The sequence below is a fragment of the Jatrophihabitans sp. genome (assembly GCA_036399055.1).
Lineage (GTDB): Bacteria > Actinomycetota > Actinomycetes > Mycobacteriales > Jatrophihabitantaceae > Jatrophihabitans_A.
Map to the genome: position 1 here is coordinate 12,976 of DASWNX010000002.1, position 16,007 is coordinate 28,982.

The window sequence follows — 16,007 nt, forward strand, 5'->3', positions numbered from 1 at the left end:
GCAGAGCCTGCCGGCTCAGCGGTCGTCGTTACCCGGCGTGGTCTTGGCGATCTGCATCAGGAACTCGATGTTCGTCCGGGTCTTACGCAGCCGGTCCAGCAGCAGGTCGATGCCCTGCTGCGGGTCCAGGGCGTGCAGCACCCGGCGCAGCTTGATGACCACCGCCAGCTCGTCAGGTGACAGCAGGATCTCTTCCTTACGGGTCGAGGACTGGTCCACGTCCACGGCCGGGTAGACCCGCTTGTCGGCGATCTTGCGGTCCAGCCGCAGCTCGGCGTTGCCGGTGCCCTTGAACTCCTCGAAGATCACGGTGTCACCGGCGGAGCCGGTCTCGACCAGCGCCGAGGCGATGATGGTCAGTGAGCCGCCGTCCTCGATGTTGCGGGCCGCGCCCAGGAACCGCTTCGGCGGGTACAGCGCGGTCGAGTCGACACCGCCGGACAGGATCCGTCCCGACGCCGGGGCGCCCAGGTTGTACGCGCGGCCCAGCCGGGTGATCGAGTCGAGCAGCACGACGACGTCGTGGCCCATCTCGACCAGCCGCTTGGCCCGCTCGATGGACAGCTCGGCGACCATCGTGTGATCCTGCGGGCGCCGGTCGAAGGTCGAGGCGATGACCTCGCCCTTGACCGAGCGCTGCATGTCGGTGACCTCTTCAGGCCGCTCGTCGATCAGCACGACCATCAGATGGCACTCAGGGTTGTTGGTGGCGATGGCATTGGCGATCGCCTGCATGATCATGGTCTTGCCCGCCTTGGGCGGTGAGACGATGAGCGCGCGCTGGCCCTTGCCGATCGGCATGACCAGGTCGATCACCCGGGTCGTCAGGATGTGCGGCTCGGTCTCCAGCCGCAACCGCTCCTGCGGGTACAGCGGGGTGAGCTTGGTGAACTCGACCCGGTTACGGGCAAGCTCGGGATCGACGCCGTTGATCGTGTCCAGCCGGACCAGCGGGTTGAACTTCTCCTTGCGCTCACCCTCGCGGGTCTGGCGCACCGCGCCGGTGACCGCGTCGCCGCGCCGCAGGTTGTAGCGGCGGACGTGGGAGTTGGCGACGTAGACGTCATCGGAGCTGGCGAAGTACCCGCTGACCCGGATGAACCAGGAGCCCTTGTCATCGACGTTGTCGATGATGCCGGCCACCGGCACCAGGACGTCGTCGTCGGAGATCGTCGGCTCGATGTCGTTGCGACCGCCATTGCTCGGCGCCTCGACGCGGTCACGGGTGCGACCCCGACGGTCGCGGTAGCGCCGCGGTCGGCGGCCGCCGAACTCGTCGTCGTCGTCAGTGCTGTTGTTCGGACCACTCTGGTTGCGGTCACGCTGGCCGGCGTCGCGGTTGGAGTTGCGGTTGCCGTCGCGACCGTTGAACTCACGGTTGCCGTCCCTGCCGTCGCGGGCCTGGCCGTCGCGGGTCTGGCCCTCCTGACCGTTGGCGTCGCGGGCCTGGTACTCGCGGGTCTGGCCCTCACGGCCGTTGACCTCGCGGGTCTGGCCCTCACGGCCATTGGCCTCGCGGGTCTGGCTGTCGCGGCCGTTGGCCTCGCGGGTCTGGCCCTCACGGGTCTGGCTGTCGCGACCGTTGACCTCGCGGGTCTGGCCCTCGCGACCGTTGACTTCTCGGGTCTGGCCCTCACGGCCGTTGACCTCGCGGGTCTGGCCCTCACGGCCGTTGACCTCGCGGGTCTGGCCCTCACGGGTCTGGCCCTCGCGACCGTTGACTTCCCGGGTCTGGCCCTCACGGCCATTGGCCTCGCGGGTCTGGCTCTCGCGACCGCGGCCGGCTTCGCGGGTCCGGCCGCGCTCGGCCTGGCGGGCGCCGGCGCCCTCGGAGCCGGGGCCCTCGGAGCCGGTGCTGTCCGCGCCGCGTGCGGTGTCCTGCCCGCCGTCGCCGGACGGGCTGCCGTGCTGGGCGGGCGGGCTGTCAGGAGCCTGCTCCGAGGCCGTGGACTGGACGTGGGTTGCAGCCCGGGTGGCCGAGCGGCGGGTACGGGTGGTCGGCGCGGCCTGGGCGGTCGGCGCGGCCTGGGCGGTCGGGGCGGCCTCGGCCTCGCTCTGACGGGCCACGGGAGCGCTGCTGGAACTGCTCTGGGGCCGCTTGGCGGTCTCGATGGCGGCGATCAGGTCGCTCTTGCGCATCTTGCCGGTGGCAATGCCCATCGAGCCGGCCAGCGCCTGCAGCTCAGGAAGCAACATCGAGGACAGCGATCCGGAGCGGCGCTTGGCGCGCTCCTGGGCGGCGTTATTGGCACCGGTGTCTACTGACTCGGTGCCGGGCAGGACGTTGAGTTGGTCCTGGGTGTCTGTCACTGTGGTTTCGGATCCTTCCGAGTGGTTGTACGTCTCTTTTCGGTCAGACGCACACCGGTGTTAGGTCGGCGGGTATCGCCGGGCTGATCGAATTACCGACCAGGGGAACTCGCAGTCGAGGTCGGAGCGGAACTTGTCCAAAGCGCCCAGCTCGAAGTCAGTGGATTCTGACTGAGTTTCGACTTTTGGAACGTCCGCGCAGGCTCTTCGGGCTGCTTCGTCGCGTAGCTGGCACAACCGCGGTCACGCGAGGAATGAACTAAGAGTAGACGCAAGCTGCTCACTGCGCCAACACAGGGTATGGCGTGTCATATTCCGATTCCGCCACGCTCGCCTAGGTAGCCGGGCCTCAGATCTCAGCCCCGCCCCCTCTCACAGCAGGGCAGTCCGCGCGCCTGCGGAGAAGGTCAGCGCGGCGCACTCCCAGCCGGGTGGCGCCAGCTCAGCAGCCGGCCCGGCCTGCTCGGCGGTGGCAAGCGCCAGCACCGAGGAACCGGCGCCCGAGAAGACTGCGGCGACGCCACGCTGTCGCAGCGCCCTCACCAGGCCGGCGCTGGCCGGCATGCCCGCGGCCCGGTAACCCTGGTGCAGCCGGTCCTCGGTGCCCGCCAGCAGGAGCTCGGGGCGGCTGGTCAGCGCGAGCACCAGCAGGCCCGCCCGGCCGGCGTTGAAGGCCGCGTCGGCGTGCGGCACCTGCGCTGGCAACACCGCCCGGGCAGCCTTGGTCTCCGACTGCTCGGCCGGGATGAACAGCACCGGCCGGACCCCGGTGGCGGCCAGCTGATCGGCGCTCGCAGCCCGCACGCCGTTGCCCCGGCCGCCGGAGGACCAGGCGATGCTCAGCCCACCGAGCAGGCACGCGGCGACGTTGTCGGGGTGGCCCTCGATCTCGGCGGCCAGGGCAAGGGCCTCGACCTCGCTCAGGCGTGCCCGGCCGTCGAGGCTCAGGCCCCGGGCCAGCTCGATGCCGCTGACGATGGCCGCCGCCGAGGAACCCATGCCACGGCCGTGCGGGATGGCGTTGGCGCACTCCAGCGCCAGCCCCGGCGGCTGGGCGCCAAGCAGGTCGAAGGCGGCCCGCATCGCCTGGACGACCAGGTGCCCCTCGTCCAGCGCGAGCGTGCCGGCGCCGGCGCCGGCGACCCGGACGTCCAGGCCGGCGCCGCTGACCCGAGCCCGCACCTCGTCATAACAGCTGAGCGCCAGCCCGAAGCTGTCATAACCGGGCCCGAGGTTGGCGCTGGTGGCCGGCACGCGCACGGCGACGGTGGCGGCGCTGAACGGCGCGGGCATCACACCAGCCCGAGCTCGACCGCCGCGGCATGGCCGTCAACAGGGATCGTCACCGGCGCCGGCGCTCCCGAGATGGCCCACTCGGGGTCCTTGAGGCCATTGCCGGTGACGGTGCAGACCACCAGGGCGCCAGCCCGCAGCCGGCCGGCGCCGGCGGACTTGATGAGCCCGGCGACGCTGGCCGCGGACGCCGGCTCCACGAACACCGCTTCTTTGCGCGCCAGCAACCGGTAAGCCGCCAGGATCTCCTTGTCGGTCACCGAGTCGATCAGCCCGCCTGAGTCGTCCCGCGCGGCTTCGGCCTGCAGCCACGAGGCCGGGTTGCCGATCCGGATCGCGGTGGCGATGGTGATCGGCTTGGCCACCGGCTTGCCGAGCACGATCGGAGCGGACCCCGCGGCTTGAAACCCATGCATCGCAGGGGCTTTCTCGATCAGGCCGTCGGCCAGGTACTCCCGGTAGCCCTTCCAGTAGGCGGTGATGTTGCCGGCGTTGCCGACCGGGATGCAGTGGATGTCAGGCGCCCGGCCGAGCAGGTCGCAGATCTCGAAGGCGGCGGTCTTCTGGCCCTCGATCCGGTCCGGGTTCACCGAGTTGACCAGCGCCACCGGGTAATCGACCGCGAGCTTGCGAGCCAGTTCCAGGCAGTCGTCGAAATTGCCGTCCACCTGCAGCAACCTGGCGCCGTGCACCAGCGCCTGCGCCATCTTGCCCAGCGCGATCTTGCCTTGCGGGACCAGCACCGCGCACACCATGCCGGCGCGCACCGCGTAGGCCGCCGCCGAGGCGGAGGTGTTTCCGGTCGAGGCGCAGATCACCGCCTTGGCCCCGGCCTCGGCCGCTTTGGAGATGGCCACCGTCATGCCCCGGTCCTTGAACGAGCCGGTCGGATTGGCGCCTTCGACCTTGAGGTACACCTCGGCGTTCACCAGGGCCGACAGCTCGGCGGCCGGCACCAGCGGCGTGCCGCCCTCGTAGAGGGTGACCACCGGCGTGTGGGCGGTCACCGGCAGCCGGTCCCGGTAGGCCTCGATGAGCCCGGGCCACGCCGTGGCCAGCGGGCCGCTGGTGTACTGCCGTCCGGCCATGTCTGCCCAATCCCCTGTTGCTGAAACCCAAAACGCCCAGTCCGCGCCGCTGCTGGCCTCAGTCCGACGGCAAACCCTCCACCCGCATCACGCTGCGCACCCTGCCAATGAAATCGTAGGCGGCCAACCGCCGGACCGTCGCGGCCAGCGCCGCGTCTGGCGCGACGTGAGTGACCAGCACGAGTGTGGCCGCGTCGCCACGTCCCTCCTGGCGCACCGTCTGGATGCTGACCCCGTTGTCGGCGAACGCCCCCGCCACCGAGGCCAGCACCCCGGGCCGGTCAGCGACGTCCAAGGCGACGTGATAGCGGGTCGACACCTCGCCGATCGGCTGGATGGCGAGGTCTGCGTAGGCGCTCTCACCGGCCCCGCGGCTGCCGCTGAGCCGGTTGCGGGCCACCGCCACGAGGTCGCCGAGCACGGCGCTGGCGGTCGGCTCGCCACCGGCGCCGCGGCCGTAGAACATCAGCGAGCCGGCGGCCTGGGCCTCGACATAGACGGCGTTGAAGGCCTCGCCGACGCCGGCCAGCGGGTGCGAGCTGGGGATCATCGCCGGGTGAACCCGCACCGCGACCGACGGCTGGGCCTGCGAGCCGCTTCGTTCGCAGATCGCCAGCAGCTTGACGGTGCAACCCATCGCCGCGGCGCTGGCCACGTCGGCCGCGCTGACGTCGCTGATCCCCTCGCGGTGCACGTCAGCGGCGGTGATCCGGGTGTGGAAGGCCAGGCCGCCCAGGATCGCGGCCTTGGCGGCGGCGTCGAAGCCGTCGACGTCGGCGCTGGGATCGGCCTCGGCATAGCCGAGCGCGGTCGCCTCGGCCAGCGCCTCGGAGAAGCCGGAGCCGCTGGCCGTCATCCGGGACAGGATGTAGTTGGTCGTGCCGTTGACGATGCCGATCACCCGGGTGATCCGGTCACCGGCCAGGGACTCCCGCAGCGGTCGCAGCAACGGGATGGCCCCGGCGACGGCCGCCTCGTAGTACAGGTCCAGGCCGTTGGCGCTGGCCGCGGCGTGCAGGCTGGCCCCGTCTTCGGCCAGCAGCGCCTTGTTGGCGCTGACCACGCTCTTGCCGGACTTCAGAGCGCTCAGCACCAAGCTGCGGGCGGGCTCGATCCCGCCGATCACCTCGATGACGATGTCGATGTCGTCGCGGGCCACCAGCGCCGCGGCGTCGGTGGTCAGCAACGCCGGGTCGACGCCGCTGTGCCGGTTGGGCCGGCGGACCGCGATGCCTGCCAGCTCCAGCGGCGCCCCCACCCGGGCGGCGAGTTCGGCCGACTGCTCTTTCAGCAGCCGGGCCACCGCGGCGCCCACTACGCCACAGCCCAGCAGGGCGACGCGGATCGGACGCGGCTGGCTCACCGGTCGGCTCTCATCCACCGACCACGACGGAGCTGTCGACCCGAGAGACGGCCGGGTCCCAGCCGACGTCGTTGGCCATCAGCTGCTCAAGGGTCTCCCGGCGCACGATCACCTGAGACTGCGAGCCGGTCACAGCCACCACCGGCGGGCGCGGGACGCGGTTGTAATTGCTGGCCATCGCGTAGCAGTAGGCGCCGGTCGCGGCGACCGCCAGCAGATCGCCCGGCGCCACGTCGGCGGGCAGCCAGCAGTCGCGCACCACGATGTCGCCGCTCTCGCAGTGCTTGCCGACCACCCTGGACAGCTGCGGCGCGGCGCTGCTGAGCCGGTTGGCCAGCACCACGGTGTAGTCGGCGTCATAGAGAGCGGTGCGGATGTTGTCGCTCATCCCACCGTCGACCGAGACGTAGTTGCGCACCAGGCCGCCGTCGAGCTCGATCGGCTTGACGGTGCCCACCTCGTACAGGGTCAGCATCGACGGGCCGATGATCGCCCGGCCAGGCTCGACCGACAGCCGGGGCACGGCCAGTCCGGCCAGGCCGCACTCGCGCTCGACGATCTCACGCAGCCGGGCCGCGACGTCGGCAGCGGACTGGGGGTCATCGCCGTCGACGTAGGCGATCCCCTGGCCGCCGCCGAGGTCGATCTCGGGCAGCTCGAGGCCGTGGGAGTCCCGGATCCTGGCCAGCAGGCTGACCACCCGGTGGGCGGCGACCTCGAAACCGCCGGTGTCGAAGATCTGCGAGCCGATGTGGGAGTGCAGTCCGACCAGCCGCAGCTGGCGATGGCTCAGCACCCGGGCCACCGCGGCCTCGGCCTGGCCGGCGGTCAGCGAGAAGCCGAATTTCTGATCCTCATGGGCAGTGGCGATGAACGCGTGGGTGTGCGCCTCGACCCCGACGGTCACCCTGATCAGCACCCGGGGGCAGGCTCCCGCCTCAGCGGCCAGCTCGGCGAGCCGGTCGATCTCGTAATGGCTGTCCAGCACGATCCGGCCGACCCCGGACTCGACCGCCAGCCGCAGCTCCTGGACCGACTTGTTGTTGCCGTGCAGCGCCAGCCGGTCCGGGTCGACGCCGGCTCGCAGCGCGAGGACCAGTTCGCCGGCGGTGCACACGTCGATCCCCAGGCCCTCTTCGGCGATCATGCCGGCGACAGCCGTGCACAGAAAGGCCTTTCCCGCGTAGTAGACGTCACCGCCCTGGAACGCCGTGGCGTAGGACCGGGCCCGCCGGCGCAGGTCGTCGGTGTCCAGGACGAACACCGGAGTGCCGTGCTCGGCGGCCAGCTCGGTGGCGCTCAGGCCGGCGACCATCAGCTCGCCGGCCAGCCGGTCGACATTGGCCGACCAGACCCGCGGGTTGAGCGCCGCCAGGTCCAGCGGCGCCACCACCGGGTCCACGCTGGCGACGGGGTGCCCGTGGCTGGGTCCGGCCGGGTGGGCTGATCGACTCATCGGCGCAGGCCGCCTCTCATCGCGAGCGTCATCACTTGCGCTCGGGGGCTGACACCCCGAGCATCGACAGGCCGTTGGCCAGCACCGTCCTGGTCGCGACATCGAGCCAGAGCCGGGTGCGGTTGAGGTCGGTGATCTGCTCGTCGCCCTTGGGCAGCACCCGGCACGAGTCGTACCAGCGGTGGAACTCCCCCGACAGCGCCTCGAGGTAACGGGCGACCCGGTGCGGCTCGCGCAGCTCGGCGGCCTGGGCGACCACCCTGGGGAACTCACCCAGCGAGGTCAGCAGCGCCGTCTCGGTCTCGTGGGTCAGCAGGTTCGGCTCGAAGACGTCGAGATCGATGCCGACCGCCGCCGCGTTCTTGACCACGTTGACCGTCCGGGCGTGGGCGTACTGCACGTAGTGCACCGGGTTCTCGTTGGTGGCCCGGGTCAGCAGGTCGAGGTCGATGTCGAGCGTGGAGTCAGCCGACGAGCGGGCCAGCTGGTAGCGGGCGGCGTCCACTCCGACCGCGTCGACGAGGTCCTCCAGGGTGATCACGTTGCCCGCGCGCTTGCCCATCCGGACCGGCTTGCCGTCCTTGACCAGGTTCACCATCTGCCCGATCAAGACCTGCAGGTTGACCCCCGGCACGTCGCCGAAGCAGGCGCACATCGCCATCAGCCGGCCGACATAGCCGTGGTGGTCAGCGCCCAGCATGATGATCACCCGGTTGAAGCCGCGCTCGCGCTTGTCGAGGTAGTAGGCCAGGTCACCGGCGATGTAGGCGGCCTCACCGTCGCTCTTGATGACGACCCGGTCCTTGTCGTCGCCGAAGTCGGTGGTCCGCAGCCAGATCGCGCCGTCGGCCTCGAAGATCCGGCCCTGCTCGCGCAGCCGGGCCACCGCCCGCTGCACCGCGCCGGAATCGTGCAGTGAGTTCTCGTGGAAGTAGACGTCGAAGTCCACCCCGAAGTCGTGCAGGCTCTGCTTGATCTCGGCGAACATCAGCTCGACCCCGACGCCGCGGAACAGCTCCTGGGCCTGCTCGCGCGGCAGAGTGGCCGCCTCCGGGTGACTGGCCAGGACCCGGTCGGCGATCTCGGCGATGTAGGCGCCGGCGTAGCCGTCCTCGGGAACCGGCTCGCCGAGCGCGGCTGCCAGCAACGACCGGGCGAAGCGGTCGACCTGGGCGCCGTGGTCGTTGAAGTAGTACTCCCGGCTCACCTCGGCGCCGCTGGCCTGCAGCACCCGGGCCAGTGAGTCACCCACGGCCGCCCACCGGACGCCGCCGATGTGCACCGGCCCGGTCGGGTTGGCCGAGACGAACTCGAGGTTGACCTTCTGCCCTGCCAGGGTCGACGAGCGCCCGTAGACGCCGCCCTGCTCGACGATCGTGCGGGCAAGGCTGCCCAGGCTGGCGCTGTCCAGGGTGATGTTGAGAAAGCCGGGGCCGGCGACGTCGACGGCGGCGATGCCCTCGACGTCCAGCAACGCCTTGGCGATCGCCTCGGCCACCTCACGGGGCGGGCGTCCGGCGGCCTTGGCCAGCCGCATCGCGATGTTGCTGGCGTAGTCACCGTGCGCCCGGTTCTTCGGACGGTCGATGACGATCTCGGCGGGCGGTTCGGCGCTGAACGCGCCGGAGGAGACGGCGCGCTCGACAGCGCTCCGAAGGGCGGAGCTGAGCTCGTCTGGGGTCACCGGGTCAATGCTAGTGCGGGCGCGAGCCCTTTCTCAGCGCTATCGCCCAGGCGAACAGGGCGGTTGCGGCGGCGCGCTGCCGCCGAGCCGCGTAGGCGCCGAGGCGACACACAGGTCGGGGACCTAGACTCTGCCCCGAAAGACGGCCAGCGTGCGCTGCGCCACAACGCGACGAAAGCGACACGATGACCAATCCGACGAAGCCCGCGTCTGGTGGCTCCAAGAAGAACCAGCCCCGCAAGGCTGGTCAGCGTCCGGCCGGCAGCACCGCCAGCACCGACCCGGCGGCCCGAGCCGCGGCCGCCCGCGCCCAGTCCAAAAAGATCGTCAACCAGCGTCAGACGCCGTGGGGTCTGATCATCGCGACGGTGCTGATCGTGCTGCTCGCGGTCGGGGTGATCGGTTACGCCGTGAGCCAGAACAAGAAGAAGTCCGACGAGCGCAACCCGGACAAGATCGCCGGCATCGCGCACAAGAGCTTCACCGGCGGAGACCACAAGGCCGGCCCGATCACCTACCCCGAGTCCCCGCCGATAGGCGGGGCGCACTCCCAGATCTGGGCCGACTGCGACGGCACCGTCTACCCGAATCCGATCGCCAGCGAGAACGCGGTGCACAGCATGGAGCACGGCGCGGTCTGGATCACCTACAAGCCCGGCCTGCCCGCTGAGCAGCTCGATGTCCTGACCAAGCTGGCCGCGGGCAAGCCGTACACCCTGCTCACCCCCTACCCGGGGCTCAAGTCCAACGTCTCGCTGCAGGCCTGGGGCTACCAGCTGTTCCTGGACTCGGCCACCGACGATCGGGTCGAGCGCTTCATCGACGCGCTGCGGCAGAGCCAGACCAACACCCCCGAACTGGGCGCCAGCTGCAGCAACCCGGCCTTCAAGACCAACCCCAGCACGCCCGGCAAGCCGGCGGAGTCCTGATTCCGAGATGGTCGTGAGCACCGAGCGCCCGGCAGCGGCTGAGGACCAGCCGCTGCAAGCGGGGCGGCCGCTGCGCAGGCTGCTGCTGGCCGTGCTGGGGGTGGCCCTGCTGGCGCTGGCCAGCGGTCTCGGCTACGTCGCCGGCCATCGCAGCGGCGCGTCCACGCCGGACGCGAGTTCGGTGGACGCCGGCTTCACCTGGGACATGGCCACCCACCACCGGCAGGCGGTGACGATGGCCGGTTACACCCGTGACCACAGCACCGGCGTGATCCGGACGCTGGCCTATGACATCGAGACCAGCCAGTTCAACCAGGTGGGTCAGATGCAGGGCTGGCTGGACGCCTGGGGGCTGCCGCCGCAGAACCCCGGGACGCCGGAGAGCTGGATGTCGCACGGGCACGGCATGGCGATGGGGCCGACCGGCTCGGACGAGCCGATGGCCGGGATGGCGACCCAGACAGAGATCAGCAAGCTGCAGACGCTGACCGGCAAGCCCCTGGAGGTCTACTTTCTGCAGCTGATGCTGCGCCACCACCAGGGCGGCCTGGCGATGGCGCAGTACGGCGCCGACCACGCCAGCACGCCTTACGTGCGCAACGCGGCGCAGAAGATCGCCCGGTCCCAGAGTGCGGAGGTCGTGCTGATGGAGCGGCTGCTGCGCGAGCGCGGCGCCAGCCCGCTGCCGCCGCCAGCCTGACCCTCCTCGATTCGCCCCTCGTCCCACCTCGCAGCCTCGGAGCACGTTGGGTGCGGCTGGGCGGGCCGGAACGGGCTGATAGCATTCTCGACGGTCATCGGGCGCGTGCCGGCGCGGTGATCAGGGCCGTCAGGCCCCCGTAGCTCAGGGGATAGAGCGCTACCCTCCGGAGGTAGAAGCGCAGGTTCGAATCCTGCCGGGGGCACTTTGTGATCTCTAGCAGATCGAAATAGGCGCGACCCTCGATTATCTGGTCCGGGCAGTTGCTCGCGAAAGGGCCTTGGCTCTTTGGGCGGGTCGCGGTTGAGGTCGCCGGTGGCTGCCACGGCGACCCGCCCGGCGATGTCGGCAGGGTTCATGCGGTCGCTGGCGTGGCCTTGGATCAGGTGGGGACATGACCGCTGAAGTAGCGTGGTGGGCAGTAGGCGATGCGGTGGGTGATTGGTCGTAGGTCGTGACGAAGGCCTTGAGCGACGTCTGACTGTAGCCATCTACATCGTCGCCTCGTGATGCTGCGCCAAGTGTCAGCGATGGTGTCCGGGCCGGCGTCCGATCTGCTCGGCGAGTCGCTTCCGCAGCCGGACGATCAGCCAAACCGCCTCGGCGGTAGCGCTGGGGTCGACGTGAGCGAGGCTCAAACGCCGCCTCGCCTCGGCGCGGTAGTAGGCCAGCCCGCTGATCCAACCTTGAACATCCCGTAAGCCGGCGCGCTGCGCCGTCGCGCATCAACGCCGTGCCGACCAACCGCGCATCGGACTGGCCAATCGGCGGTCTCTACAGTCCGACCCAGTGCCGCCTGCGATCACGAGTCGAACTTTCCATCTCAGCGGGTTACGACACGCGTAGCCTTCACCTATGAGTTTCAGGTTCGAAGAACAAGACTTGACTGAGATATTGCCGCCGACCTGGGCCGCAGACCTATGCTTCATCGCCGGTCGGGTCGCGACGGAACGTAGGCTCAAGCCGACATCCGTTACCTCACGTGAAGCCGCCGACGTTCGGTCGCGCCCTCTACTACTCGTCGCTGGTGACGTCTTGATGCGAGAGGCACCTTGGCTTTTCGAGCTTTACCGAACCGAATTTCTAGAACGCGCCGAGGCATTCGCAGGGGTCCGAACCTACACCGCGAGTTCCCCTCTGTACGCCATCAATTTGAACGTACAGTGGGGCGATGGAATGGTGTACGAATGCCATGTAGATTCTAATCCCGTGCAAGGCATGTTATATACGGCGACGCTATCTGAGCGCGACGGGGGCGCTCTCGTGGTCGGACTCGATCCGAGCGCACAGTCCATCGAGGAGGTCGACGCGAATTGTCAAGAGCTCTATCCGAAGGCTAATAAGCTACTTCTGTTCGATGCTCGCCGGAATCCGCATTACGTACGTCCTATGACCGAGGGGCACGCTCGAGTTGCCGTAGCGATGAACTTTTACACTGACGAAAGTCCTGAGTCGGCCCGTCCCGCCGATTTGTCACGCCACTTATTTGGACGAGAGTAGCAGTGTCCCCCGACTTATCCGACCTGCAACGATTCGCGGATGTACTGCCCGTACCGTTTTGGGTCGCTCGCGGCAAGGACGCTGGTTACACTATAGCCGTTTGGAACGAAGCCGCCGCGGCGACATATGGGTACCAGAAGCAGGAAGCCATCGGCGCATCTTTTCTGACGCTATTTGTGGAAGAATTCCTGCGAGATCGAGCGGCTGCAGATTGTGATAACGTTATAAACGGTACGTTTACGCATCCAAATAACGTAATCACGGTCGACCGTTCGAAGAGCCGCTCCCGTTTAGTCATGTTAACTAACGTTTTTCGGCTTGAATACGATGACGTTGCGTATCAGGCTGAGATGTCTATAGATTTCACAAGTTCGCCGCTTGACGCGATGATTATGTCTAACTATAGAGGACTGATTCGCGAAGCCGAAAGCAGTCCGGACGTACGTCAACTAACTTATCTCCTGCAACGGCGCCTTGATCGAGAACATGAACAGGTAAACAACTGGGCGGCGGGCGTCATGCACGACGTCAGGACAGAAGCGGGAAGTGCACGTGATCATCTTATTAGTTATCGCCAGCGTGTCCATCGATCCAATACTGACAGAGACATCATTCTGTTAGACAATTTGCTTCGGTCGCTAGAGTTCCGAGCCGATGCGTTTATAGGGGTTTACGGTGGTGGGCTTAGCAATCCGACGAGTGGCACATTTGAGGCATGGGCGGTCCTAAATTCTGAACTGGTCCGACTTGAAGAGTACGGCCCGACTATGTTTCATGCCTCGATCGAGTATCCCGAATACCCAAGCGGCCGGTCGGTGCAACTTCTAGGCCGCACGGAGGCATTCAGACAGTGTGTCTATAACTTGTTCCAGAATGCGTGTCGTCACATGCGGACTCGTGGCGGTCACCGATTCGTGCGAGTAGCGGTGATCATTGATCCTGCGAGGAACTATCTACAACTGTCGGTCCTCAATCCTGGCTGGATCGAGCCTAGCGACTCGGGCCCAAACAATGGGGCCGCCGAGCGGAATTCCCTTGGTCTGAGGTTGATGCGAGATGTCGTCGAGGAGGTGGGCGGAACACTGACCCACGAGAATCTCACTCTTAACGATATGCCAGTTGTCCGTGCAAGCCTAAAATGGCCCATAGCCACGACAGTTAGTTAGGCGGATGAATGAAAAGTCGACTACTCCTTGTTGACGATCGAACTTGGTCCATTGACACCGTTATTCGCGAGTTTGAAAGCCACGGCTGGGAGGTGTTCCAGGCTGAAACGGTGATCGACGGCGTCGAGGCGATTATCGCTGGTGGCTTTTCAGCGGCTGTATTCGACCGACGTATGCCTAGACCATCCGGTACAGAACGAACTCAGCTTGAAGCACTCGGGATCCCGCAGGCATGGATAGATGCGTTGAATGACTTTAACATAGGTGCTGTCTTTGGTCGGCTAGTGTCAGTACTCGGCCTCAACCTCCCATATCTTTATATTTCGGCGCACACGCTTCATTCACAAGAGCGGCCTGCAGATTGGCCAGAGGACCCGGCACCCATGATCGATAAAATGAAGGTCGATCGCGATCAGACCCTAGGCTTTGAGGTGTACAAAGAGATTGTTCGTGCATCGAGTGCCCAACGTGACGAATAGTTTCTTTGGCGAGGCTCTGATTTCGTGGTGGGTTGCCCTTACTTGTGTAGCACTCGCAATTGCTTTGCGATGGCGCCTACGTGGTCGAAACCTAATTTCTATACTCGCGATCGCGGTGGGGGTCGGCGCACTTGGCATAGTGCTTCGTGCATTGGTTCGCGTAACCTTCAAAGGCCTTGCCAACGATGCTTCAATTGCAGTTCTCACGATTGTACTGACCGTAGTGGGAGCGTACGGTGTGTACGTCGCTCAGAGCGCAGACAACAAGTCAAGGCGTACCGAAGGGGAACTTCGCTTGATCGAAGCTGAGCGCCTAAAAGTAGCTGCGCTTCAGCGATCTTTAGAATCCACACTCAAGGAACAGGCCCACGCGTTGGAGGACGCGCAGCGTCGTGGGCATATACTCTCTCTCAAACAAACGATATTGGCCGGAATGCCAGAAGTACCCCCCTCGGCAGAAAACAGCGGTATACACACAATTATCCGTCGAATTGTCCTCGACGCGGTCTCCCGGGAGGATCTGTCGCAGGCATTATTTGATTGCGACGAGGCCGTGGCGGCTGCCGAGACTCATGGGGTCAACCTGTCTGGTGTGCTTGGCAAAGGAACGCTCGCGTTTCTGGAGTACCACCGTATCGCTTCGAGCGGGAAGTGATTAACCGTCATTAGGTAGTTTCCGCAACCTGCACGTTTGCATTCGCCTAATGAGCATCGGCGTGACCTGGCCTTATGCGCCTTAGGCGGCGCGGCCGCCGCCGAAGAGGTAGACGGGCAGATCGCGATTGCCGTTCATGATGAAGGTCGGGTAGGGCACGAGCTCCTCGGCGTCGACGGCGAGGGTCAGGCGGGGAAAGCGTTCGAACAGGGCGGACAGACCTGCCTTGGCCACCATCCTGGCAATCCCCGCGCCGAGGCAGTAGTGGACGCCGTGGCCGAATGACAGGTGCTCCTTGTTCTGACGGGTGACGTCGAAGGCGCCCGCTGACTCTCCGTGCAGCGCCGGGTCTCGCCCGAGCGCGGCGTAGTTGATCAGGATCGGCTCGCCCTTGGCAATGGTCACCCCGCCCAGCCGGATGTCCTCCACAGCGAACCGCATCGGCAGATTCGCCAGGGGCGAGTCCAAGCGCAGCACTTCTTCGATGACCTCTTCCCAGCAGACCTGCCCAGACGTGACCAGGTCGAGCTGCTCGGGATGGGTCAGCAGCTGGGTGATCGCGTTGTCGAAGAAGTTGATCGTGGTCTCAGACCCCGCTCCGAGTATCGCGAAGATGGTGTCCACCATCTCCTGTTCGGTGAGCAGGGAGCCGTCCTCGTCCCGTGCGGCGATCAGGTCGCTGGTGATGTCGTCGCCGGGCTGAGCGCGTTTGAGCTCGATGAGCGCAGTGATGGCCTCGCGCCAGCCGAGCAGGACGTCCTGGGCCTGCTCAGAGGTGACGTTGGTGGCAGCCATCAGGTCGATGACCTTCGCCGCGGCCACCCTGGCTTCCTCCGACATGCCGATGAGCTCGGCGACCAGCATGCCCGGCAACGGATACGCGAAGGCCGCCTTCAGGTCGATCACCTCTGCCGAGGCCGCGGCGTCGGCCATGCGGTCGAGCAACATGTCGATCAGCTGTGCCGCCAGCGGGCGGACCTCCTCGGCTCGGCGTGAGTTGAACGCCTTGGCGGTCAGCCTGCGCAGGCGGCGATGGTCTGCGCCGAAGGTGGTGGATATGTTGTCCATCGCGACCCAACTGATCATCTGCCAGTCGGGTGGGATCTCACCGTTGGAGAACGCCGGCCAGTGCTTGCGGGCGCTCTTGCTCACGTTCGGATCGCTCAGCAACTTCTTGCTGACCTCGTAGCTGGTGATCGACCAGGCCAGCACCCCGCCGGGAAGCTCCACCTGGGTGGCGGGGCCCAGCGCGCGCAGGTGATCTGCCTCGGCGTGGATGTCTCGGCCGGTGGGGTCCAACACGAAGTGACGGCCCGCGCTCATGACTCTCCCGTGATTGTCCTTGGTTGTGACAGCTGCTATCGGAGAGCAGCTGTGCCGACTC

General features: G+C 66.9%; 11 protein-coding genes and 1 tRNA gene. 5 read left to right on the forward strand and 7 right to left on the reverse strand.

Annotation, left to right across the window (positions count from 1 at the left end; all coding sequences use genetic code 11):
* Positions 1 to 15 precede the first annotated feature (15 nt).
* From rho to argS, 6 genes are all read right to left on the reverse strand, one after another.
* Positions 16 to 2,310, reverse strand: a complete 2,295-nt coding sequence (gene rho, locus VGB75_00135; GenBank protein HEY0165422.1) for a transcription termination factor Rho — start codon at positions 2,308 to 2,310, stop codon at positions 16 to 18.
* Positions 2,311 to 2,682: 372 nt separating this feature from the next.
* Positions 2,683 to 3,603: a homoserine kinase gene (gene thrB, locus VGB75_00140; GenBank protein HEY0165423.1), complete on the reverse strand. Its 921-nt coding sequence runs from the start codon at positions 3,601 to 3,603 to the stop codon at positions 2,683 to 2,685.
* Complete coding sequence (thrC, locus tag VGB75_00145) at positions 3,603 to 4,691, reverse strand: threonine synthase (GenBank protein HEY0165424.1); 1,089 nt, start codon at positions 4,689 to 4,691, stop codon at positions 3,603 to 3,605. The genes thrB and thrC overlap by 1 nt, the downstream gene beginning before the upstream one ends.
* 58 nt (positions 4,692 to 4,749) lie before the next feature.
* Positions 4,750 to 6,054: a homoserine dehydrogenase gene (locus tag VGB75_00150; GenBank protein ID HEY0165425.1), complete on the reverse strand. Its 1,305-nt coding sequence runs from the start codon at positions 6,052 to 6,054 to the stop codon at positions 4,750 to 4,752.
* Between the two features lie 10 nt (positions 6,055 to 6,064).
* The gene (gene lysA / locus VGB75_00155) at positions 6,065 to 7,510 is read right to left on the reverse strand and encodes a diaminopimelate decarboxylase (protein ID HEY0165426.1); all 1,446 of its coding nucleotides are present in this window, start codon (positions 7,508 to 7,510) and stop codon (positions 6,065 to 6,067) included.
* 31 nt (positions 7,511 to 7,541) lie between these two features.
* Positions 7,542 to 9,194 carry an arginine--tRNA ligase gene (gene argS, locus VGB75_00160; GenBank protein HEY0165427.1) on the reverse strand — a complete coding sequence of 551 codons (1,653 nt, stop codon included), beginning with the start codon at positions 9,192 to 9,194 and terminating at the stop codon, positions 7,542 to 7,544.
* Positions 9,195 to 9,379: 185 nt separating this feature from the next.
* Here argS and VGB75_00165 point away from each other — a divergent pair, with 185 nt between their 5' ends.
* From VGB75_00165 to VGB75_00185, 5 genes are all read left to right on the forward strand, one after another.
* Positions 9,380 to 10,123: a DUF3105 domain-containing protein gene (locus VGB75_00165; protein ID HEY0165428.1), complete on the forward strand. Its 744-nt coding sequence runs from the start codon at positions 9,380 to 9,382 to the stop codon at positions 10,121 to 10,123.
* Positions 10,124 to 10,136: 13 nt separating this feature from the next.
* Positions 10,137 to 10,823: a DUF305 domain-containing protein gene (locus VGB75_00170; protein HEY0165429.1), complete on the forward strand. Its 687-nt coding sequence runs from the start codon at positions 10,137 to 10,139 to the stop codon at positions 10,821 to 10,823.
* A gap of 133 nt (positions 10,824 to 10,956) precedes the next feature.
* Positions 10,957 to 11,028: transfer RNA gene (locus tag VGB75_00175), tRNA-Arg, on the forward strand.
* Between the two features lie 2,469 nt (positions 11,029 to 13,497).
* Entirely contained in the window at positions 13,498 to 13,968 is a 471-nt protein-coding gene (locus VGB75_00180; GenBank protein ID HEY0165430.1) for a hypothetical protein, read from the forward strand.
* Entirely contained in the window at positions 13,958 to 14,623 is a 666-nt protein-coding gene (locus VGB75_00185; GenBank protein HEY0165431.1) for a hypothetical protein, read from the forward strand. The genes VGB75_00180 and VGB75_00185 overlap by 11 nt, the downstream gene beginning before the upstream one ends.
* Positions 14,624 to 14,704: 81 nt before the next feature.
* Here the strand turns inward: VGB75_00185 and VGB75_00190 are convergent, their stop codons facing one another.
* Positions 14,705 to 15,946, reverse strand: a complete 1,242-nt coding sequence (locus VGB75_00190) for a cytochrome P450 (protein ID HEY0165432.1) — start codon at positions 15,944 to 15,946, stop codon at positions 14,705 to 14,707.
* Between the last annotated feature and the right edge of the window lie 61 nt (positions 15,947 to 16,007).